18 protein-coding genes are annotated in these 20,885 nt (G+C 73.5%); 16 read left to right on the top strand and 2 right to left on the bottom strand.

Translation table 11 applies throughout. The features are described 5' to 3' along the window. Nucleotides 1-5 precede the first annotated feature (5 nt). The 6 genes from MUK52_RS09110 to MUK52_RS09085 all read left to right on the top strand — a co-directional run bounded on the left by MUK52_RS09110 (nucleotide 6) and on the right by MUK52_RS09085 (nucleotide 6,274). Nucleotides 6-1,007, top strand: coding sequence for an ABC transporter permease (locus tag MUK52_RS09110; RefSeq protein WP_114054282.1), 1,002 nt, complete (start codon nucleotides 6-8; stop codon nucleotides 1,005-1,007). A gap of 95 nt (nucleotides 1,008-1,102) precedes the next feature. After that, entirely contained in the window at nucleotides 1,103-2,125 is a 1,023-nt protein-coding gene (locus MUK52_RS09105) for an ABC transporter ATP-binding protein (protein WP_284581680.1), read from the top strand. Between the two features lie 5 nt (nucleotides 2,126-2,130). Then, nucleotides 2,131-3,225 carry an ABC transporter ATP-binding protein gene (locus tag MUK52_RS09100; RefSeq protein ID WP_114058487.1) on the top strand — a complete coding sequence of 365 codons (1,095 nt, stop codon included), beginning with the start codon at nucleotides 2,131-2,133 and terminating at the stop codon, nucleotides 3,223-3,225. Nucleotides 3,226-3,386: 161 nt separating this feature from the next. After that, nucleotides 3,387-4,043 (top strand): trimeric intracellular cation channel family protein, encoded by a 657-nt coding sequence (locus tag MUK52_RS09095; protein WP_114054283.1) that lies wholly within the window; start codon nucleotides 3,387-3,389, stop codon nucleotides 4,041-4,043. A 58-nt stretch (nucleotides 4,044-4,101) separates the two neighbouring features. Further along, nucleotides 4,102-4,956, top strand: a complete 855-nt coding sequence (locus MUK52_RS09090) for a thioesterase family protein (protein ID WP_284575505.1) — start codon at nucleotides 4,102-4,104, stop codon at nucleotides 4,954-4,956. Between the two features lie 154 nt (nucleotides 4,957-5,110). Then, entirely contained in the window at nucleotides 5,111-6,274 is a 1,164-nt protein-coding gene (locus MUK52_RS09085) for a cysteine desulfurase family protein (RefSeq protein ID WP_114054285.1), read from the top strand. 10 nt (nucleotides 6,275-6,284) lie between these two features. On the opposite strand, the gene MUK52_RS09080 is transcribed toward MUK52_RS09085, so the two are convergent. After that, complete coding sequence (locus MUK52_RS09080; protein ID WP_114054286.1) at nucleotides 6,285-6,968, bottom strand: N-acetylmuramoyl-L-alanine amidase; 684 nt, start codon at nucleotides 6,966-6,968, stop codon at nucleotides 6,285-6,287. A gap of 68 nt (nucleotides 6,969-7,036) precedes the next feature. Here MUK52_RS09080 and mnmA point away from each other — a divergent pair, with 68 nt between their 5' ends. After that, complete coding sequence (mnmA, locus tag MUK52_RS09075; RefSeq protein ID WP_114054287.1) at nucleotides 7,037-8,170, top strand: tRNA 2-thiouridine(34) synthase MnmA; 1,134 nt, start codon at nucleotides 7,037-7,039, stop codon at nucleotides 8,168-8,170. A gap of 41 nt (nucleotides 8,171-8,211) precedes the next feature. Here the strand turns inward: mnmA and MUK52_RS09070 are convergent, their stop codons facing one another. Continuing rightward, nucleotides 8,212-9,132, bottom strand: a complete 921-nt coding sequence (locus MUK52_RS09070) for an NADP-dependent oxidoreductase (RefSeq protein ID WP_284575504.1) — start codon at nucleotides 9,130-9,132, stop codon at nucleotides 8,212-8,214. A gap of 113 nt (nucleotides 9,133-9,245) precedes the next feature. Here MUK52_RS09070 and MUK52_RS09065 point away from each other — a divergent pair, with 113 nt between their 5' ends. From MUK52_RS09065 to MUK52_RS09025, 9 genes are all read left to right on the top strand, one after another. Beyond that, on the top strand, nucleotides 9,246-10,217 hold the full coding sequence (locus MUK52_RS09065; protein ID WP_284575503.1) for a GlxA family transcriptional regulator: 972 nt from the start codon (nucleotides 9,246-9,248) through the stop codon (nucleotides 10,215-10,217). 170 nt (nucleotides 10,218-10,387) lie between these two features. After that, nucleotides 10,388-12,031: an FG-GAP-like repeat-containing protein gene (locus MUK52_RS09060; protein ID WP_114054290.1), complete on the top strand. Its 1,644-nt coding sequence runs from the start codon at nucleotides 10,388-10,390 to the stop codon at nucleotides 12,029-12,031. Nucleotides 12,032-12,094: 63 nt separating this feature from the next. Then, complete coding sequence (locus tag MUK52_RS09055; protein WP_114054291.1) at nucleotides 12,095-12,784, top strand: SDR family oxidoreductase; 690 nt, start codon at nucleotides 12,095-12,097, stop codon at nucleotides 12,782-12,784. Continuing rightward, complete coding sequence (locus tag MUK52_RS09050) at nucleotides 12,781-13,764, top strand: methionine synthase (protein WP_114054292.1); 984 nt, start codon at nucleotides 12,781-12,783, stop codon at nucleotides 13,762-13,764. Before MUK52_RS09055 ends, MUK52_RS09050 begins: the two co-directional genes overlap by 4 nt. A 31-nt stretch (nucleotides 13,765-13,795) precedes the next feature. Beyond that, a complete protein-coding gene (gene ligA / locus MUK52_RS09045; protein WP_114054293.1) occupies nucleotides 13,796-16,045 on the top strand; it encodes an NAD-dependent DNA ligase LigA in 2,250 nt (749 codons plus the stop codon). Nucleotides 16,046-16,430: 385 nt separating this feature from the next. Beyond that, nucleotides 16,431-18,629 carry a putative bifunctional diguanylate cyclase/phosphodiesterase gene (locus tag MUK52_RS09040; protein ID WP_174250352.1) on the top strand — a complete coding sequence of 733 codons (2,199 nt, stop codon included), beginning with the start codon at nucleotides 16,431-16,433 and terminating at the stop codon, nucleotides 18,627-18,629. A 173-nt stretch (nucleotides 18,630-18,802) separates the two neighbouring features. Then, nucleotides 18,803-19,099 carry an Asp-tRNA(Asn)/Glu-tRNA(Gln) amidotransferase subunit GatC gene (gene gatC, locus MUK52_RS09035; protein WP_114054294.1) on the top strand — a complete coding sequence of 99 codons (297 nt, stop codon included), beginning with the start codon at nucleotides 18,803-18,805 and terminating at the stop codon, nucleotides 19,097-19,099. 5 nt (nucleotides 19,100-19,104) lie between these two features. After that, nucleotides 19,105-20,604 carry an Asp-tRNA(Asn)/Glu-tRNA(Gln) amidotransferase subunit GatA gene (gatA, locus tag MUK52_RS09030; RefSeq protein WP_502963550.1) on the top strand — a complete coding sequence of 500 codons (1,500 nt, stop codon included), beginning with the start codon at nucleotides 19,105-19,107 and terminating at the stop codon, nucleotides 20,602-20,604. Continuing rightward, a complete protein-coding gene (locus tag MUK52_RS09025; RefSeq protein WP_284575500.1) occupies nucleotides 20,601-20,849 on the top strand; it encodes a hypothetical protein in 249 nt (82 codons plus the stop codon). The genes gatA and MUK52_RS09025 overlap by 4 nt, the downstream gene beginning before the upstream one ends. Nucleotides 20,850-20,885: the final 36 nt, after the last annotated feature.

Genomic DNA, 20,885 nt, shown 5'->3' with positions numbered 1-20,885 from the left:
CTGCAGTGCTCGTCTACCTCATACGGCGGCTGTTCAACGTCGCCGCCACGCTGCTGGTGGTCTCCGTGGTCACCTTCGGCATCTTCTTCGCGGTCCCCAAGATCACTGGCAGCGATCCGGCGCTCATGTACGCCGGCCGCGAGACCAACGAGACCGCCCTGGCGGGCATCCGCGTGAAGATGGGCTTCGACAAGCCCATTTCCGAGCAGTACCTGACCTTCGTCAAGGGGATCTTCGTCGGCCGCGACTACGACGGCGGCACCGAGACCACCCACTGCGAAGCACCCTGCTTCGGCTACTCGTTCAAGACCGAGGCGCCCGTCTGGGACACCATGGTCGACCGCATGCCGGTCACCCTCTCCCTCGCGCTCGGCGCGGCGGTCATCTGGGTCCTCGCCGGCGTCGCCACCGGTGTCGTCTCGGCGCTCAAGCGCCGCACCGCCGTCGACCGCACCGTCATGGTCGGCGCCCTCGCCGGCGTCTCCCTGCCGATCTTCTTCACCGGCATGGTCGCCCCCGCGGTCTTCGTCTACAGCCTCGGCTGGCTCGACGTCTCCAACTACAAACCGCTCACCGAGGACCCGGCGGCCTGGCTCAACGCCCTGATCCTGCCCTGGATCACCCTGGCCTTCCTCTTCGCCGCCACCTACGCCCGCATCACCCGCGCCACGATGCTGGAGGTCCTCGGCGAGGACTACATCCGCACCGCCCGCGCCAAGGGCCTCAAGGAGGGCGTGGTCATCCGCAAGCACGCCCTGCGCTCCACCCTCACCCCGATCGTCACGATGTTCGGCCTCGACCTCGGCGGCCTCCTCGGCGGTGCCGTGCTCACCGAGACGACCTTCAACTTCCAGGGCCTCGGGACGGCCGCCGTCGCCGCCATCGGCCAGGGCGACCTCCCCGTGATCATGGGCGTCACCCTGCTCGCCGCACTGTTCGTGGTGATGGCCAACCTGATCGTGGACCTGCTGTACGCCGTCATCGACCCGCGCGTGAGGCTGACGTGACCGAGAACCCCACCGCCGGCTCCGGCGGCTCCGCCGCGGCCGCCGCCGGCCCCGCGTTCGTCCCCGAGCAGGCGGGCCCGCGCAGCGGCGCCTTCCTGTCGGTACGCGACCTCAGGGTGCACTTCCCGACCGACGACGGCCTGGTGAAGTCCGTCGACGGGCTCTCCTTCGACCTGGAGCGCGGCAAGACGCTCGGCATCGTCGGCGAGTCCGGCTCCGGCAAGTCGGTGACCTCGCTGGCCGTCATGGGCCTGCACCGCACCGGCAACGCCCGCAGCCGCCCAAACATCTCCGGCGAGGTCGTCCTCGACGGCGAGGACCTCGTCAAGGCGGACGCCGACCACGTCCGCACCCTGCGCGGCCGCAAGATGGCGATGGTCTTCCAGGACCCGCTCTCCGCGATGCACCCCTACTACACCGTCGGCAAGCAGATCGTCGAGGCGTACCTGACGCACCACGACACCGACAAGAAGGCCGCCCGCAGGCGCGCCGTCGAGATGCTCGACCGCGTCGGCATCCCCGAGCCTCACCGGCGCGTGGACGCCTACCCGCACGAGTTCTCCGGCGGCATGCGCCAGCGCGCGATGATCGCGATGGCGCTGGTCAACAACCCCGAGCTGCTCATCGCCGACGAGCCGACCACCGCGCTCGACGTCACCGTCCAGGCGCAGATCCTCGACCTGATCCGCGACCTCCAGCGGGAGTTCGGCTCAGCAGTCATCATGATCACGCACGACCTGGGCGTGGTCGCCGAGATGGCAGACGACATCCTCGTGATGTACGGCGGCCGCTGCGTCGAGCGCGGCACCGCGGAGAAGGTCTTCTACGAGCCCCGCCACCCCTACACCTGGGGGCTGCTCGGCTCCATGCCGCGCATCGACCGCGAGCAGACCGAGCGCCTGATCCCGGTCAAGGGCTCCCCGCCCAGCCTCATCAACATCCCGAGCGGCTGTGCGTTCAACCCGCGCTGCCCGTACGCGGACGTCCCCGAGGGGGGCGTCACCCGCACCCGCCGCCCCGAGCTGACCGAGGACGGCAGCGGGCACTGGTCGGCCTGCCACATGGCGCAGGAGGAGCGGACCCGGATCTGGACCGAAGAGATTGCGCCGAAGCTGTGACCGACATGACGAAGAAGGACACGGCCGCGGCGGGCGCGCCCGAGGCGGACGCCGAAGAGCCGCTGCTGAAGGTGACCGGGCTGGTCAAGCACTTCCCCATCAACAAGGGGCTGCTGCGCCGGCAGGTCGCAGCCGTCAAGGCCGTCGACGGGATCGACTTCGACGTCCGGCGCGGTGAGACGCTCGGCGTCGTCGGCGAGTCCGGCTGCGGCAAGTCCACGATGGGCCGGCTGATCACCCGCCTGCTGGAGCCCACCGGCGGCACGGTCGAGTTCGAGGGCCGCGACATCACGCACCTCGGGGTCGCCGGGATGCGGCCGCTGCGCCGCGACGTGCAGATGATCTTCCAGGACCCGTACGGCTCGCTGAACCCGCGCCACACGGTCGGCACGATCGTCGGCGCGCCGTTCAAGCTCCAGGGCGTCGCGCCGGAGGGCGGGCTCAAGGCGGAGGTGCAGCGCCTGCTGTCGCTGGTCGGCCTCAACCCGGAGCACTACAACCGCTACCCGCACGAGTTCTCCGGCGGGCAGCGCCAGCGCATCGGGATCGCCCGCGCCCTGGCGCTCAAGCCGAAGCTGGTCGTCGCCGACGAGCCGGTGTCCGCACTGGACGTGTCGATCCAGGCCCAGGTGGTCAACCTGCTGGACGACCTCCAGGAGGAGCTCGGCCTCACGTACGTGATCATCGCGCACGACCTGTCGGTCATCCGGCACGTGTCGGACCGCATCGCGGTCATGTACCTCGGCAAGATCGTCGAGCTGACCGACCGCACCTCGCTGTACGAGAGCCCCATGCACCCGTACACCAAGGCGCTGCTGTCGGCCGTGCCCGTGCCGGACCCGCGCCGGCGCGGGGCGAAGAGCGGGCGCATCCTGCTCAAGGGCGACGTGCCCTCGCCGATCTCGCCGCCGAGCGGCTGCCGCTTCCACACCCGCTGCTGGAAGGCGACGCAGATCTGCACGGTGAAGGAGCCGCCGCTGGCATCCCTGGCCGCGGGGCACCAAGTGGCCTGCCACCACCCCGAGAACGCCCCTGACCAGGCCCCCGGCGACCCGGCCCTCCCGGGTGCGGCGGACGCCCTGGCCGCGGTGACGCCCTAGACAGACGGCCTGCCCGTGGGGCACCTTCGTCCGGCGGCCCGGACACCGAGTAGCGGTCGGTGTCCGGGCCGCCGGCCTGTCCGCGGGGTTGCCGGCCTGTCCGCGGGGCCGTCAGGCGGGCGTCCGGCGGGCCGGAGGCGGGCGGGCGGCACAATGGGGCGGTGCTCCACGACCTCTTCCCGCCCGGCATCCAGCACGCCCTGGACCTCGCGGGCATCTTCGTCTTCGCCACCGCGGGCGCCCTGCTCGCCGTGCGCAAGAACTTCGACGTCTTCGGCATCGCCGTCCTCGCCGAGGTGACCGCCCTGGGCGGCGGCCTCTTCCGCGACATCGTCATCGGCGCCGTCCCGCCGGCGGCCTTCGGCGAGCTCAGCTTCTTCGTCACGCCGCTCATCGCCGCGGCCCTCGTCTTCTTCCTCCATCCCGAGGTGCAGCGGATCAACCGCGCCATCAAGGTCTTCGACGCGGCGGGCCTGGCCCTGTTCTGCGTGACCGGCACGACGAAGGCGTACGAGTACGGGCTCGGCCTCACCGCGTCCGCCGCGCTCGGGCTGGCCACCGCCGTCGGCGGCGGCGTCCTGCGCGACGTCCTCGCCAACGAGGTGCCCACGCTGCTGCGCGACCGCGAGATGTACGCCGTGCCCGCGACCGTCGGCGCGGCGATGATCGCCCTCTCCATCGCCTTCGACGCGCTGAACGCGCTGACCACGGCCGCCGCCATCGTCACCACCTTCGTGCTGCGGCTGCTGGCCATGCAGTTCCACTGGCGGGCGCCGCTGGCCTGGAACCGCCGCTCCGCGGTGTCCGAGGAGCCGTGACCGGGACGTCACACCAAAAAGCTACCGCTTAGTAGCCTTCGGTTGTAGGCTCGGCCGCATGGCATACGCAGCAGCCCAGGCCTCCATCGGCGACAGCGAGTTCGACCGCGACACCACCATCACCGAGCGGCCCGGCGAGCCCGGGGTGTACGACGCCGAGCTCTCGGCCGGATGGACGATCATCACCGCCGTCAACGGCGGCTACCTGCTGGCCATGGTCGGCAGGGCGCTGGCGGCGGCCCTCCCGCACCCGGACCCCTTCACGGTCTCCGCGCACTACCTCACCTCCAGCGAGCCCGGCCCCGCCGTCATCCGCACCGAGGCCGTCCGCGTCGGCCGCACCCTCTCCACCGGCCAGGCCTCCCTGTACCAGTACGACGAGAGCGGCGCCGAGGTCGAGCGGATCCGGGTCGTCGCCTCCTACGGCGACCTCGCCGCCCTCCCGGACGACGTCCGCACCACCGCCCTCCCGCCCGCGATGCCGCCCTACGAGGCCTGCCTCGGCCCGGAGGCCGGCCCGGCCCCCATCCCCGGCAGCAACGCCATCGTCGACCGGCTCCGCCTGCGGCTGGACCCCGCGACCGCCGGCTGGGCGCTCGGCGCACCCTCCGGCAAGGGCGAGATGCGGGCCTGGTTCGAGCTCGCCGACGGCCGGGACGCCGACCCGCTGTCCCTGCTCCTCGCCGTCGACGCGCTCCCGCCGACCTGCTTCGACCTCGGCATGATGGGCTGGAGCCCGACCGTCGAGCTGACCGCGCACGTCCGCCGCCGCCCCGCCCCCGGCCCGCTGCGGATCTCCATCACCACGCGGAACCTGGCCGGCGGCTTCCTGGAGGAGGACGCCGAGGTCTGGGACTCCGAGGACCGCCTGGTCGCCCAGTCCCGCCAGCTGGCCCGCGCCCCGCGGAGCTGACCCGCGCCGACACGGCCCCGCCCCGGCCCCGGCCCCCGCTGACGGGGGCCGGGGCCGGAGCCGTCGTACGGCCCGGTCCTGCGCGGTCCTGCGCGGGCCGGAGCGGGGGCGGAATGGGTCCCGGGCCCCCCGGGGCTCGTAGAATCGGGAAATCATGGCCTACCTCGACCACGCCGCCACCACTCCGATGCTCCCGGAGGCAGCTGCGGCGATGACCGCGCAGTTCGCCGCCACGGGTAACGCCTCCTCCCTGCACGCCGCTGGCCGGCGCGCCCGCCGGACCGTCGAGGAGGCCCGCGAGGCGCTCGCCGAGGCCCTCGGCGCCCGGCCCAGCGAGGTCGTCTTCACCGCCGGCGGCACCGAGGCCGACAACCTCGCCGTCAAGGGCCTCTACTGGGCGCGCCGCGCCCAGGACCCCGCCCGCACCCGGGTCCTCACCAGCCCCGTCGAGCACCACGCCGTCCTCGACGCCGTCCACTGGCTCGCCGAGCAGGAGGGCGCCCGCGTCGAGTACCTGCCGGTCGACCGGTACGGCCGCGTCAGCCCCGAGGACCTGCGGGGCGCGATCGCCCGCAACCCCGGCGACGTGGCACTCGCCACCGTGATGTGGGCCAACAACGAGATCGGCACCGTCATGCCGGTCCGCGAACTGGCCGAAGCGGCCTCCGAGTTCGGCGTCCCGCTGCACTCCGACGCCGTCCAGGCCGTCGGCCAGCTCGACGTCCGCTTCGGGGACAGCGGGCTCGCCGCCATGACCGTGAGCGGCCACAAGATCGGCGGCCCCTACGGCATCGGCGCCCTGCTGCTCGGCCGCGACCAGACCCCCGTGCCCGTCCTGCACGGCGGCGGCCAGGAGCGGCACGTCCGCTCCGGCACCCTCGACGTGCCCGCCATCGCCGCCTTCGCCGTCGCCGCAGTCCTCGCCGCGGAGCGGCGCGAGCGGTTCGCCGCGGAGGTCGGGCGGCTGCGCGACGAGCTGGTCCGCGCCGTGCGCGCCGCCGTGCCCGACGCCGTCCTCGGCGGGGACCCCGACAACCGGCTCCCGGCGAACGCGCACTTCAGCTTCCCCGGCTGCGAGGGCGACTCGCTGCTGCTCCTGCTCGACGCCCAGGGCATCGAGTGCTCCACCGGCTCCGCCTGCACCGCCGGCGTGGCCCAGCCCAGCCACGTCCTCCTCGCGACCGGCACCGACCCGCAGCTGGCCCGCGGCACCCTGCGCTTCTCCCTCGGGCACACCTCCACCGAGGAGGACGTCGCCGCCGTGGCCGCCGCCATCGGCCCCGCCGTCGCACGCGCCCGCACGGCCGGGCTCTCCTGACGCAGCCCGGTCAGGCGGGACCCTTCGCCGCCACCTCGGCGCGCACCAGGCGCAGGTACCGGTCCCAGTCCCAGTGCGGCCCCGGATCGGTGTGGTCGGTGCCCGGCACCTCGGAGTGCGCCACTATGTGCCTGCGGTCCACCGGTATGCCGTACCTCCGGCAGATGTCGGCCGCCAGCCGCGCCGAGGAGGCGTACATCGCGTCCGTGAAGTCCCGCGGCCGCTCCACGTAGCCGACGTGCTCGATGCCTATGCTCCGCTCGTTCATCGAGCGGTTGCCGGCGTGGAAGGCGACATCGAGCTCGCGGACCATCTGCTCCACGTGCCCGTCCTGGCGGACTATGTAGTGCGCCGACGCCTTGTGCCACGGATTCCGGAACGCGCCCACCGACGAGGCGAAGCCCCCTTGCGTGACATGCACCACGATCCGGTCGACCCGGTAGTCGTCCGGCCGGTCCGCCAGCCGCCAGTTCGCCGGCGACGCCGCCGTCCAGCCCGCGCCCGCGTAGTCCAGCTCGCCCTCCTTGCGCGGCTTGGACACCCCGGGCAGCAGCCACCACAGCCGCCGCACCTCGTCCGCCCCGGCCGCGCCCGCCACGGCGAGGACGCCGAGGCCCCCGAACAGCACGGCCCGGCGCGTCCTGCCCCGGCCCGGCCCTCCGGCCGGCTTCCCCGCCTTCTCCACGGTTCCCATGCGCCCACCCCCTGCCCCCGACAACGCACTGTGACCCCGCACGGTTCCCCCGTACCCTGGAAGGCGCTATGACTGAGAACCTGCCGCGCCCCGCCCGCCCCCTCCGCGTCCTGGCCGCCATGTCCGGCGGCGTGGACTCCGCCGTCGCCGCCGCCCGCGCGGTCGAAGCCGGGCACGACGTGACCGGTGTCCACCTGGCGCTCTCCGCGAACCCGCAGTCCTTCCGGACCGGCGCGCGCGGCTGCTGCACCATCGAGGACTCCCGCGACGCCCGCCGCGCGGCCGACGTCATCGGCATCCCCTTCTACTGCTGGGACCTCGCCGAGCGCTTCCGCGAGGACGTCGTGGAGGACTTCGTCGCCGAGTACGAGGCCGGCCGCACCCCCAACCCGTGCCTGCGCTGCAACGAGAAGATCAAGTTCGCGGCGCTCCTCGACAAAGCCCTCGCCCTCGGCTTCGACGCGGTCTGCACCGGCCACTACGCGACGATCGTCGTGGGCGAGGACGGCACCCGCGAACTGCACCGCGCCTCCGACATGGCCAAGGACCAGTCGTACGTCCTCGGCGTCCTCGACGAGAAGCAGCTCGCCCACGCCCTCTTCCCGCTCGGCGACACGGTCACCACCAAGGAGGAGATCCGCGCCGAGGCGGAGCGCCGCGGCCTCGCCGTCGCGAAGAAGCCCGACAGCCACGACATCTGCTTCATCGCCGACGGCGACACCCAGGGCTTCCTCGCGAAGCGCCTCGGCAAGGCCGAGGGCGACATCGTCGACGAGTCCGGCTCCAAGGTCGGCACCCACGACGGCGCCTACGGCTTCACCATCGGCCAGCGCAAGGGCCTGCGCATCGGCCACCCGGCCCCCGACGGCAAGCCGCGCTACGTCCTGGACATCTCCCCGGTGAACAACACGGTCACCGTCGGCCCCGCCGAGTCCCTCGACGTCGGCGCCCTCACCGCGATCCGCCCCCGCTGGTGCGGCAACCCGCCGGCCGGCGGCCCGGCCGCGTACACCGCCCAGCTGCGCGCTCACGGCGGCGAGACCGAGGTCTCCGCCGAGCTGGTCGACGGCGAGCTGCGCGTCCGCTTCACCGAGCCGGTCCGCGGCGTGGCCCCCGGCCAGGCGATCGTCCTGTACGACGGCACCCGCGTCGTCGGCTCCGCCACCATCGCCACGACCACCCGCGCCGCCGCCGCGGTGTGACGCCGGGCGGCCGCCCCCGCGGCCGCCCGCCCCGGCCGGGCTCAGGCCACCGTCAGGACGATCTTGCCGGTGGTGCGGCCCTGCTCGCCGATCTCGTGGGCCTTCGCCGCCTGCTCCAGCGGCAGCACCGTCTCCACCAGCGGCTTGAGCAGGCCCTGCTCCACCAGGGCGGTGATCTCCTCCAGGCCCCTCAGGTCCGGCTCCACCACGACGAAGGAAGAGCGCACCCCGCCCGCCCCGGCCGGGGCGTCCGGTCCGAGCAGCGTCACCAGGTGGCCGCCGGGCTTCAGCACCCGCAGGGAGCGCTCCGCGACCTCCCCGCCCAGTGCGTCCAGCACCACGTCCACGTCCGAGACGGCCTCGGCGAAGTCCTCGGCTCGGTAGTCGACCAGCTCGTCGGCGCCGAGCCCGCGCAGCACCCCGTGCTTGGCCGCGCTGGCGGTGCCGATCACGTACGCGCCGCGGGCCTTGGCGATCTGCACCGCCAGGTGGCCGACACCGCCGGCCGCGGCGTGGACCAGCACCCGCTGCCCGGCCGTGACCCCGGCCGTGTCGACCAGCGCCTGCCAGGCGGTCAGCGCCGCCAGCGGCAGCGCGGCCGCCTGCACGTGGTCCAGGGAGGCCGGCTTGCGCGCGAAATGCCGCGCCGGGGCCGTCACGAACTCCGCGTAGGCGCCGGCCTGCCGGGGGAAGCGGGGCATCCCGTACACCTCGTCGCCCGGCCGGTACAGCGTCACACCCGGCCCGACCGCCTCGACGACGCCCGAGACGTCCCAGCCGACCACCGGGATGCGGTCCCAGGAGACGAAGGCGCCGGTGGCGCGGGTCTTCCAGTCCACGGGGTTCACGCCGGCCGCGTGCACCCGCACGAGAATCTCGCCCAGCCCCGGCTCGGGCCGGTCGACCTCGGTCTCGGTGAGGACCTCGGGACCGCCCCACTGGCTGACGACGACGGCACGCATGGATGTCTCCTTTTGTCTCTTCCACACCGGTTTTCCCGGCGACGGCACCAGCTTCGCCGCCGGCAGGCCCGCGCGGTGCTGGCCAGACGGCCACCATGTGACAGAATCCGGCCATGCACCGCGTCGCCGTACTCGCCCTCGAAGGCGTCCCCCCGTTCGAGCTCGGAATCCCCTCCCGGGTCTTCGGCAACGCCTATGACGACTCCGGGAACCGGCTCTACGAGGTCACCGTCTGCACCGCCGACGGGCAGCCCGTGTCCAGCGACGCGGGGTTCACGATCGGCGTCTCGGCCGGCGCCGAGGCGCTCGCGGCCGCCGACACCGTCGTCATCCCGCCCACACACGCCATGAGCGAACTCCTCCTCGGCGCACCGCTGTCGCAGGCGCACGCCGACGCCCTCGCCCGGATCCGCCCCGGCGCCCGGATCGTGTCGATCTGCACCGGCTCGTACGTGCTCGCCGCCGCCGGGATGCTCGACGGACGGCCCGCGACCACCCACTGGTTCAAGGCACAGGAGTTCCAGCGGGCCTTCCCGCGCATCAAACTGGACGAGGACGTCCTCTTCGTCGACGACGGCGACATCCTCACCTCCGCCGGCGTCGCCGCAGGCATCGACCTGTGCCTCTACCTCGTGCGCGCCGACCACGGCACCGCCGTGGCCAACCGCGCCGCCCGGCTGTGCGTCGTACCCCCGTGGCGCGACGGCGGGCAGGCCCAGTACATCGACCGGCCCGTGCCCGAGCCCACCACCGCCACCACCACCCAGGCGCGCGCCTGGGCCCTGGAACACCTTGCCGAACCGCTCACGCTCAACCAGCTGGCCGCCCAGGCCAGGATGAGCCTGCGCACCTTCACCCGGCGCTTCCGCGACGAGGTCGGCATGACCCCGGGGCAGTGGCTGACCGCCCAACGCCTCGACCTGGCGCGCCACTTGCTGGAATCCAGCGACCTGCCCGTCGACCTCGTCGCGCACCGCTCCGGCTTCGGCTCCGCCAACTCCCTGCGCCAGCACATGCGCAACACGCTCGGCACCTCCCCGATCGCCTACCGCCGCACCTTCCGCCCCGCCCCCGCAGTCGCCTGACCTCACAGCCGACCGCACCCGCCCGCCCCACACCGGTGTCCGGAAACGACCGCCGCCGCACGAATTCGCTCGGATCCGCAGGTCCTCCGTGGTAGCTGTTTCCCCGGATTCACGATCATTCCAGGGGGGAACAAGAGATGAAGCCGAGCTCCGCCATACCACGCCTTGCCGTGGTGCTCACGACCCTCGGTGCGGGCCTGATCGCCTCACCGGCGGTCGCGGCCGGGAGCGATCCCGGCGCGCCCACTGTCACCGCACCCCGCTCCAACCCGGCCCCCGGCTTCGCCGGAGACGGCCGTTCCACCCCGTGCGCCACCGACCCCGACACCGAACCGGGGTGGATCGGCCTGGGAGACGTCAACCTGTACGCCACCACCGCCTCGCCGGCCGGCACTCCGCTGCGGACCACGTTCCAGCTGTGGGACACCGCGTACGGTGGCAAACGCACCGACATCGGTCCGGCCGCTCCGCACCCCGCGGGCGAGGCGCGGACCGAACTTCCCGGCGGCGCCCTGGCAGACGGGGGCCACTATGCCTGGCGCGTCCGCACCGCGGACGCCACCCGCACGAGCCCGTACACCGCATGGTGCTACTTCCGGGTGGACCGGACCCCGCCGACGGCGGGCATCACCTCCACGGACTTCCCCGCCTCCGGCAGCGGTGGCATCCCCGCGAAGACCGCGGGTCAGGAGGGCACGTTCACCCTCGCCGGCACCGACACGGGCTCGGGCATCGCCTGCGCTCGCTGGGGCACGGGTGCGTTGTCGGTCGGCTGGTCATGCGCCGACGCCGAACACGACAGCCGTGTCGTCCGGCTCACGGACGGATCCGTCGACATCGCCGTCACGCCGGGAACCTGGGGTACCAACACGCTCCACCTGCAGACGATGGACGAGGCGGGCAACGTGTCGCAGCCCTACGTCCACACCTACTACGCGCCGCAGCCGCAGAACCCGAAGGTCGCCTACGGCGACATCGACGGCGACGGCACTGCGGACGTGCTGGTTCCCGACGACGGGGGTTCCCTGCGCAAGCCCGGCGCAGCCCCCTCGTCCCCGGCGAACGGCCGCCGGCTCGCGGCTCCGGGGCAGCCCGCGGACGGCTGGACGGGGATCCGGTACACCCACCGCGGCTCGCTCGGCTACCAGAACGTGGACGACCTGCTGGCCCAGCAGCCCGGATCGGGCGTGCTGCTCAACTACCGCAACAACGGCCGCGGACTGTTCACCGAACAGGCCCCGGTCAGCGTCCGCAAGCCCGCCCACTGCCAGGACCCGGCAGGGCAGCCACTCGACTGCACTGCGGTCGGCTTCGGCGACGACTGGACCGGGATCACCGCGCTCGCCGCCGTCGGCTCGCCGTCCGGGGACGCCCCCCGAGACAACGCGCTCGAGCGCACCTCCGTCGCCTGGGTGGAGAACGGCAGGCTGTGGCTGGCCGGCCCCGGGAGCACCGGGCAGCTCGATCAGGTCGCCACGCTCCTGTCGGGCGACGGCGCCCCGTGGGCCGACTACGACCTGCTCACCCCCGGCCGGGCGCAAGGCACCGACATCCCCACCCTGTGGGCCCGCTCCCGGACGACCGGCGAGATCCGGGCGTTCTCGCTCGGCGACGCCACGGCCTTCGCCGCCCCGGCAGCCGCCCCGGTGCTGGGCACCGCGCACGGTGCCCGCGTCGGCTCCGACGGGGACCTCACGGGCGACGGCGTCCCGGACGTCTGGACGACCTCCGCGGACGGGCGGTTCGCCGTCCTTCCCGGCCGCGGCACGGCAACCCCGTACCCCTCGGTCACCGGCTTCGGCGCCGCCCGCTGACACGGCCCCGGCGGGGCGGCCCGGCGAGCCGGGGCGTCCCGCCGGGGTGCGAGCATGGGCGGTATGCCTACACACCTGATCACCGGGGCCGGGGCCGGTATCGGCGCCGCCGTCGCCGCCCGCCTGCACGCCCGGGGCGACGACCTGATCCTGCTCGCCCGCGACGCCGCCCGCGCCCGGCAGCTCGTCGAGCGCTACCCGGGCGCCCGCACCCTCGTCGGCGACCTCGCCGACCCCGACCGGCTCTCCTGGGCCTTCGACAAGCAGACGCTGCCCGACCGGCTCGACTCCCTCCTGCACATCGCCGGGATCGTCGACCTCGGGCCCGTCGGCGAGCTGCGCCCCAAGACCTGGCACCAGCAGCTCAACGTCAACCTGATCGCCCCCGCCGAGGTCACCCGGCTCCTCCTGCCGACCCTGCGCGCCTCCAAGGCCACCGTCGTCTTCGTCAACTCCGGCGCCGGCCTCAACGCCCACGCCGACTGGAGCGCGTACGCCGCCTCCAAGCACGGGCTGAAGGCGCTCGCCGACGCGCTGCGCGCCGAGGAGCGCCCGAACGGCATCCGCGTCACCTCCGTCTACCCCGGCCGCACCGCCACCGCCATGCAGGCCAAGGTGCACTCCCAGGAGGGCAAGGAGTACGACCCCTCCGCCTGGATCGACCCGGAGTCCGTGGCCACCACCATCCTCATGGCCCTCGACCTGCCGCGCGACGCCGAGGTCAACGACCTGACCGTGAGGCCGGGCCGGTGACCGCGAACGCCACCGGGGTCGGCTCCCTTCCCGGCGGCGACGCCCGCGAGGCCGCCAAGACCGCCACCGGCTCCTTCGAGGACTTCCCCTACCTGCCCGAGCTGCCCGCCCGAGGCCCCGGCGCCGACATGATCGGCCGCTCGCTCGGGCTGCTCGTCGACCTGTACGCGCACGTCGAGCCCAGCGGCTGGCGCATCAGCGACCGCCCCGGCCGCGACACCCGGCGCGCCAGGTCCTGGCTCGGCGAGGACCTCGACGCCCTGGAGGAGTTCACCCAGGGCTACGAGGGACGCCTCAAGGTGCAGGCCGTCGGCCCGTGGACGCTGGCCGCCGCCCTGGAGCTGCACGGCGGCGAGGCCGCCCTCCAGGACGCCGGCGCCTGCCGCGACCTGGCCGCCTCCCTCGCCGAGGGGCTGCGCGGGCACCTCGCCGACGTCCGCAGGCGCATCCCCGGCGCCGAGATCGTCCTCCAGTTCGACGAGCCGTCGCTCACTGCCGTCCTGACCGGCCGGATCCGCACCGCCAGCGGATACCGGACCTACCGGGCCGTGGACCGGCAGGTCGTCGAGGGGACCCTGCGCGAGCTGTTCGCCGTCCACGACGGGGACGTCGTCGTCCACTCCTGCGCCCCGGGCGTCCCCTTCGACCTGCTCCGCCGCGCAGGCGCCAACGGCGTCTCGTTCGATTTCTCACTGCTCACGGAGCGCGAGGACGACGCGGTCGGCGAGGCCGTCGAAAGCGGGGTGCGGCTCTTCGCCGGAGTGGTGCCGGGCACGGATGCCCCGTTGTCCGACCCGGGCGGTAGCGTCATGGGTGTCAGGAAGCTTTGGCGCAGGCTGGGGCTGGCCCCGGGCACCCTCGCGGAGTCCGTCACGGTCACCCCGTCGTGCGGCCTCGCGGGCGCCTCGCCCGCCTACGCCCGCGCGGTGCAGGCCCACTGCGCCCGCGCGGCGAGGTCGCTCGCCGACAACCCTGAGTGACGAACCGAGACGGGCCACGGGAGGACACGGCATGGCAGCCGAACAGCAGGACACGGCGGTACCGGCGGCGGTGCGCGAGCAGCACGCGCTGCTGGCCGAGCAGGTCGAGGAGCACCGCTTCCGGTACTACGTGAGCGACCAGCCGGTCGTCAGCGACGCCGAGTTCGACCGGCTGCTGCGCTCGCTGGAGGCGCTGGAGGAGCAGTACCCGGAGCTGCGCACGCCCGACTCGCCGACCCAGAAGGTGGCCGGGGCGTACGAGACGGACTTCGCGTCCGTCGAGCACCGCGAGCGCATGCTCTCCCTCGACAACGCCTTCGACGACGAGGAGCTGTCAGCCTGGGCGGACCGCGTCGCCCGGGACGTCGGCACCCCCGACTTCCACTACCTGTGCGAGCTCAAGGTGGACGGCCTCGCGGTCAACCTCACCTACGAGAAGGGCCGGCTGACCCGCGCCGCCACCCGCGGCGACGGCCGCACCGGCGAGGACATCACGCCCAACGTCCGCACCATCGCGGAGGTCCCCGACCGCCTCTCCGGCGACCGGATCCCCGACGTCGTCGAGATCCGCGGCGAGGTCTTCTTCCCGATGGAGAAGTTCGAGGAGCTCAACGCCCGCCTCGTCGCCGCCGGCGACAAGCCGTTCGCCAACCCCCGCAACGCGGCGGCCGGATCGCTGCGCCAGAAGGACCCCAAGGTCACCGCGACCCGCCCGCTGCACATGGTGGTGCACGGCATCGGCGCCCGCGAGGGCTTCGAGACCGCCACCCTGTCGCAGGCGTACGGGCTCCTGCGCGAGTGGGGCCTGCCCACCGCCCGGCACAACCGGGTGGTGTCCTCCCTGGCCGAGGTCCGCGAGTTCATCGCCCACTTCGGCGAGCACCGCCACTCCGTGGAACACGAGATCGACGGCGTCGTCGTCAAGCTCGACGAGATCCCGCTCCAGGGCCGCCTCGGCTCCACGGCGCGCGCCCCGCGCTGGGCCATCGCCTGGAAGTACGCCCCCGAGGAGGTCAACACCAGGCTCGTCGACATCAAGGTCGGCGTCGGCCGCACCGGGCGCGTCACCCCGTACGCGCAGGTCGAGCCCGTGACGGTGGCAGGATCCGAGGTGGAGTTCGCGACCCTGCACAACCAGGAGGTCGTCAAGGCCAAGGGCGTCCTCATCGGCGACACCGTCGTCCTGCGCAAGGCCGGGGACGTCATCCCCGAGATCCTCGGCCCCGTCGTGGACCTGCGCGACGGCACGGAGCGGGAGTTCGTCATGCCCGCCGAGTGCCCCGAGTGCGGTACGCCGCTGCGCGCCATGAAGGAAGGCGACATCGACCTGCGCTGTCCCAACGCGCAGACGTGCCCTGCCCAGTTGCGCGAGCGGCTGTTCTACCTCGCGGGCCGGCAGTGCCTCGACATCGAGAACTTCGGTGCCGTCGCCGCGGCCGCGCTCACGAACCCGCTGGAGCCGGCCGAGCCGCCGATGCGCGACGAGGGCGACCTGTTCGACCTGACCATCGAGCAGCTGCTGCCGATCAAGGCGTACGTCCTCGACGCCGACAGCGGGCTGCCCAAGCGCGACCCGAAGACCGGCGAGGAGAAGATCGTCACGGTCTTCGCCAACCAGAAGGGCGAGCCGAAGAAGAACGCCCTGGCGATGCTGGAGAACATCGCCGCGGCGAAGGAGCGGCCGCTGGCCCGCTTCATCAACGGCCTCTCGATCCGGCACGTCGGCCCCGTCGCCGCGGAGACGCTCGCGCGCGCCTTCCGGTCCATCGAGCGGATCGAGCAGGCCGACGAGGAGGAGCTGGCCGCCACCGAGGGTGTCGGGCCGATCATCGCGGCCGCCGTCAAGGAGTGGTTCGCGGTCGACTGGCACCAGGAGATCCTGCGCAAGTGGCGGGCCGCAGGGGTCCGCATGGAGGAAGAGGGGGCCGGCGAGGACGAGGGCCCGCGTCCGCTCGAAGGCCTCACGGTCGTCGTCACCGGCACCCTGCAGCACCACACCCGCGACGGCGCCAAGGAGGCCCTCCAGAGCCGCGGCGCCAAGGTCACCGGCTCCGTCTCGAAGAAGACCTCCTTCGTCGTCGTCGGCGAGAACCCCGGCTCGAAGTACGACAAGGCCGTGCAGTTGAAGCTGCCCGTCCTCGACGAGGCCGGCTTCGCCGTCCTGCTGGAGCAGGGCCCCGACGCGGCGCGCGAGGCCGCGCTCCCCGCCGAGGGCGGTGCGGCGGCGGGCGCAGCGGACCCGGCGGCTCCCGCGGCTCCGGCGGCCGAACAGGCCGGATAGCACCTCCGGGCCGCGCGCACCGCAGGCGGCGCCGGCGGACGGATGCGTGGCGTGCGGCCGTGCGGGCGGGCGCACGCCCGGCGCGGCAGCCGGTGGCAAACGGCCGGTACAGGGCTGTTGGCAGGGCGGTGGCCTGTCGGATCATCGGACGGGTGAGCGGGGGGTCCTGGTCCCAACTCACCTGTTCGGCGGATACCGTACTGATGAGGATGGCTGGGTCGCGTTCGGGCAACCGCCGCCGACCGCTGCCCCTGGGAGCCTCTCGCGTCCTACTGTTGAGGGGTGCGCCTGTCGTGCACGGCTGAGCGGTGCGATGCCAGCCGTGATGGCATGACATCGGGGCCATCGCGTGACATCGGCATAGCCGGCTGTGAGAGGGACGGGCATGAAACCCACCGATAGCGCCGACCCGTCACCTGATGTCGGCGGGGAGATCCCGCCCATGCGGACGGGACGGCCGGGCGTCCGGCGCGCCAGGACGCCCGACACCCGCCCGCTCGACACGGGGACGGGGCAGCAGGGGGCCGCGCGGCGCACCGTGCTGCCGATCGCGGTGGTCGGCCTGGCCGCCGTCCTCCTCGCGGCCGGCGTCGCCGCGGCACTGATCGACCGTCAGGCCCTGTTCCCCGGCGGCGCGGTCGGCTGGGCGCTCGCCCTGCTCACCGGCATCATCGTCGGCCACCTGGTCGCCCTCGGCCGCGACCGCTGGTGGGGCGGCACCGGATCGGGCGCGGCCCTGACCCTCGGCGTGCTCATCCTGTACGGCTGGCTGCCCGCCGGGCTCGTCTCCCTCTCCGTCGTCTCGCTGGTGTGGGCCGCGCGCCGGCACCGCTGGCGGCAGGGGCTGCTGCACGGAGCCGCGGACATCCTCGGCATCGGGGCCGGCGCCCTCGTCCTCGCCGCCTTCGGGGAGGCGCCCACCGTCGAGTCCCCGTGGACACCGGACACCTGGGGCCTGGAGGCCGCGCCCGAGGTGGTCCTGGTCGCCGTCGCCTACCTGCTGGTGACCCGCCTCCTGCTGTGGTTCGCGCTGGGGCGGCGCGGCGGGGGCCTGCGCACCGCCGCCCGCACGGCGCTGCTGCGGCAGGCCTTAGTCGCGGTCGCCCTGCTCGGCATCGCCCCGCTGATCTGCGTCGTCGCCGTCGCCCAGCCCGTCCTGCTGCCGCTGTTCGCCGTGCCGCTGATCGCCCTGGACTCCACCCTGCGGATCGCCCGCGCCCGCGCCGAGGAGCAGTTGCGCGACCCGCTGACCGGGCTGCCCAACCGGCAGTGGCTGCTGGAGCGCACCTGGTCCGCCCTGGACGAGGCTGAACGTTTGGGCACCCGCTCGGCCCTCGTGCTGATCGACCTGGACCGCTTCCGCGCCGTCAACGACACCCTCGGCCACCTTGCCGGGGACCGCCTGCTGCTCCAGATCGCCGAGCGGCTCCACCAGGCCCTGCCCGGGGAGGCGGAGGCCGCCCGGCTCGGCGGCGACGAGTTCGCCGTCCTCCTGCCCGTCGCCGACTCCGCCACCAGCGCCCAGCGCGTCGCCCGGCACCTCGTCGCCGAGCTCAGCTCCCCCCTGGACCTGGACGGCCTCACCCTCGTCCTGGAGGCCAGTGCCGGCCTCGCCGTCTTCCCCGACCACGCACTCGACGCCGAGGGGCTGCTGCGGCGCGCCGACGTGGCCATGTACCAGGCCAAGCGGGACCGCACCGGGGTGGAGGTGTACGAGTCCAAGCGGGACAGCAACACGCCCGACCGCCTCGGCCTCCTCGGCGACCTGCGCCGCGCCCTCGACGCGGGCGAGGTCGAGCTGCACTACCAGCCGAAGGTCCGCTTCGACGGCCAGGTGGCCGGTCTGGAGGCGCTGGTGCGCTGGGTGCACCCGGAGCGCGGGCGGGTCCCTCCCGACGAGTTCATCGCGATCGCCGAGACCTCCGGGCTGATGCCCCACCTGACCGAGTACGTCCTGGAGACCGCCCTGGCCCAGGTGGCCCGCTGGCGCGCGCAGGGCCTGAAGGTCCCGGTCGCCGTCAACGTCTCGCCGCGCGACGTCCACACCCCCGGCTTCGCGGGCGCCGTCGCGGCCCGCCTCGCCCGGCACGGCGTCCCCGCGAGCGGCCTGCAGCTGGAGATAACGGAACACGTCCTGCTGGAGGACCCGCAGCGGGCCGCCGACACGATGGCCGGCCTGACCGGCCACGGCGTGAAGATGTCGCTGGACGACTTCGGCACCGGCTACTCCTCGCTCGTCCACCTGCGCCGGCTGCCGGTCAGCGAGCTGAAGATCGACCGCTCGTTCGTGGCGCGGCTCGCGGTCGACGCGCAGGACGCGGAGATCGTCCGCTGCACCGTCGACCTGGCGCACTCGCTCGGCCTGCTCGTCGTCGCCGAGGGCGTCGAGGACGACGAGACCTGGGAGCGGCTGCGGGACCTCGGCTGCGACGCCGTCCAGGGGTGGCTGGTCGCGGCCGCCATGCCGCCCCAGGAGGCCACCGCCTGGCTGCTGGCCCGCGGCGAGCGCGGCTGGCGCCGGCCGGCGGACATCACCCGCGAGCTCTCGCCGGCCCCCGCGCCCGCGGAGTCGCCGGCGCCGTAGCGGCCCCGTCCGGGCTCCCGTCCGGGCCCCCGGCCCGGCGGGCCGCCCGTGGCGCGGTCCGCCCGCCGGGGGCCGGCGGCCGCCCCCGGCGGCAAAGGGTGTCGTGGCCCAGGGGCCCGGCCCCATAGGATTGGTGGGAAAACACTCACTCACCACCCCCAGAGGATCGCTGCATGCCTGGCATTTCGCGCGAGGAGGTCGCCCACCTCGCTCGGCTGGCGCGTATGGAACTGTCCGGTGAAGAGCTCGATCACTTCGCCGGACAGCTCGACGACATCATCGGCGCGGTCGCCCGCGTGTCCGAGGTCGCCGACCAAGACGTACCGCCGACCTCCCACCCGCTGCCGCTGACGAACGTCATGCGCGCGGACGAGGTCCGACCGTCGCTCACCCCCGCGCAGGCGCTCTCCGGCGCCCCCGCCCAGGAGCAGCAGCGTTTCAAGGTGCCGCAGATCCTGGGGGAGGACTAATCACCATGGCTGACACGCACATCATCAAGCTCACGGCCGCCCGGACCGCCGAGAAGATCGCCTCCGGCGAGCTGACGGCCGTCGAGGTCACCGAGGCCCACCTGGCCCGCATCGAGGCGACCGACGAGAAGGTCCACGCCTTCCTCCACGTCGACCGCGAGGGCGCCCTCGCGCAGGCCCGCGCCGTCGACGCGAAGCGCGAGCGCGGCGAGGAGCTCGGCCCGCTGGCCGGCGTCCCGCTCGCCCTCAAGGACATCTTCACCACCGCCGGGGTCCCGACCACGGTCGGCTCGAAGATCCTCGAAGGCTGGATCCCGCCGTACGACGCCACCCTGACGCGCAAGCTGAAGGAAGCCGGCGTCGTCATCCTCGGCAAGACCAACATGGACGAGTTCGCCATGGGCTCCTCCACCGAGAACAGCGCCTACGGCCCCACCGGCAACCCCTGGGACCTCACCCGCATCCCCGGCGGCTCCGGCGGCGGCTCCGCGGCCGCGCTGGCCGCCTACCAGGCGCCCCTCGCCATCGGCACGGACACCGGCGGCTCCATCCGCCAGCCCGCCGCCGTCACCGGCACCGTCGGCGTGAAGCCCACGTACGGCGCGGTCTCCCGCTACGGCATGGTCGCCTTCTCCTCCTCCCTCGACCAGGGCGGCCCGTGCGCCCGCACGGTCCTGGACGCGGCCCTGCTGCACGAGGTGATCGCCGGGCACGACCCGCTGGACTCCACCTCCATCGACGCGCCGGTCCCGCCGGTCGTCGAGGCCGCCCGCAACGGCTCCGTGGCCGGCATGCGCGTCGGCGTCGTCAAGCAGTTCCGCGGCGAGGGCTACCAGGCCGGCGTCGTGCAGCGCTTCGAGGAGTCCGTCGAGCTGCTGCGGGAGCTCGGCGCCGAGATCGTCGAGCTGGACTGCCCGTCCTTCGACCTCGCGATGGCCGCGTACTACCTGATCGCGCCGTCCGAGTGCTCCTCCAACCTGGCCCGCTTCGACGCCATGCGCTACGGCCTGCGCGTCGGCGACGACGGCACGAAGTCCGCCGAGGAGGTCACCGCGCTGACCCGCGACGCCGGCTTCGGCGACGAGGTCAAGCGCCGCGTCATCCTCGGCACGTACGCGCTGAGCTCCGGCTACTACGACGCGTACTACGGCTCCGCCCAGAAGGTCCGCACGCTGATCACCCGGGACTTCGAGAAGTCCTTCGAGCAGGTCGACGTGATCGTCTCCCCGACGACCCCGACCACCGCCTTCGCGATCGGCGAGCGCACCGACGACCCGCTGGCGATGTACCTCGCCGACCTGTGCACCATCCCGACCAACCTGGCCGGCAACGCCGCCATGTCGCTGCCCTGCGGCCTGGCGCCGGAGGACGGCCTCCCGGTCGGGCTGCAGATCATCGCCCCGGCGATGAAGGACGACCGCCTGTACAAGGTCGGTGCCGCCGTCGAGGCCGCCTTCACCGAGCGCTGGGGCCACCCGCTGCTTGAGGAGGCTCCGTCGCTGTGACCGGTAGTAGCGCTCTTTCCAAGGCCAAGGGCTTCAAGAAGTCCAGGTCCGGTACGTACCTGTCGATCGGCACCACCGCCTTCGGTGCCCTCGGCGTGATCAAGCAGGCCCGCAAGGCCCGCTCCGAGCAGGACATGCTCAAGCTGGTCGACGCCGCCGTGTCGGCCGCCGCCATCGTCACCGGCCTCGCCATCCTGTACCGCGAGCTCAAGCGCCTCGGCGACGACGACGTCCTGATGGGCTGAGAGGGAAGTTTCACTGTGACCGTCACCGAACTGCTG

The organism is Streptomyces sp. 2P-4 (assembly GCF_030167965.1).
In the GTDB taxonomy this organism is placed as follows: Bacteria; Actinomycetota; Actinomycetes; order Streptomycetales; family Streptomycetaceae; genus Streptomyces; species Streptomyces globosus_A.
This window is presented reverse-complemented; position numbering and strand designations above follow the sequence as displayed.

Coding starts and splice junctions, on each gene's coding strand:
- MUK52_RS09100 (WP_114058487.1), top strand. CDS start 2,131: ATGACGAAGAAGGACACGGCCGCGGCGGGCGCGCCCGAGGCGGACGCC.
- MUK52_RS09090 (WP_284575505.1), top strand. CDS start 4,102: ATGGCATACGCAGCAGCCCAGGCCTCCATCGGCGACAGCGAGTTCGAC.
- MUK52_RS09085 (WP_114054285.1), top strand. CDS start 5,111: ATGGCCTACCTCGACCACGCCGCCACCACTCCGATGCTCCCGGAGGCA.
- MUK52_RS09080 (WP_114054286.1), bottom strand. CDS start 6,968: ATGGGAACCGTGGAGAAGGCGGGGAAGCCGGCCGGAGGGCCGGGCCGG.
- mnmA (WP_114054287.1), top strand. CDS start 7,037: ATGACTGAGAACCTGCCGCGCCCCGCCCGCCCCCTCCGCGTCCTGGCC.
- MUK52_RS09070 (WP_284575504.1), bottom strand. CDS start 9,132: ATGCGTGCCGTCGTCGTCAGCCAGTGGGGCGGTCCCGAGGTCCTCACC.
- MUK52_RS09065 (WP_284575503.1), top strand. CDS start 9,246: ATGCACCGCGTCGCCGTACTCGCCCTCGAAGGCGTCCCCCCGTTCGAG.
- MUK52_RS09055 (WP_114054291.1), top strand. CDS start 12,095: ATGCCTACACACCTGATCACCGGGGCCGGGGCCGGTATCGGCGCCGCC.
- ligA (WP_114054293.1), top strand. CDS start 13,796: ATGGCAGCCGAACAGCAGGACACGGCGGTACCGGCGGCGGTGCGCGAG.
- MUK52_RS09040 (WP_174250352.1), top strand. CDS start 16,431: ATGAAACCCACCGATAGCGCCGACCCGTCACCTGATGTCGGCGGGGAG.
- gatC (WP_114054294.1), top strand. CDS start 18,803: ATGCCTGGCATTTCGCGCGAGGAGGTCGCCCACCTCGCTCGGCTGGCG.
- gatA (WP_502963550.1), top strand. CDS start 19,105: ATGGCTGACACGCACATCATCAAGCTCACGGCCGCCCGGACCGCCGAG.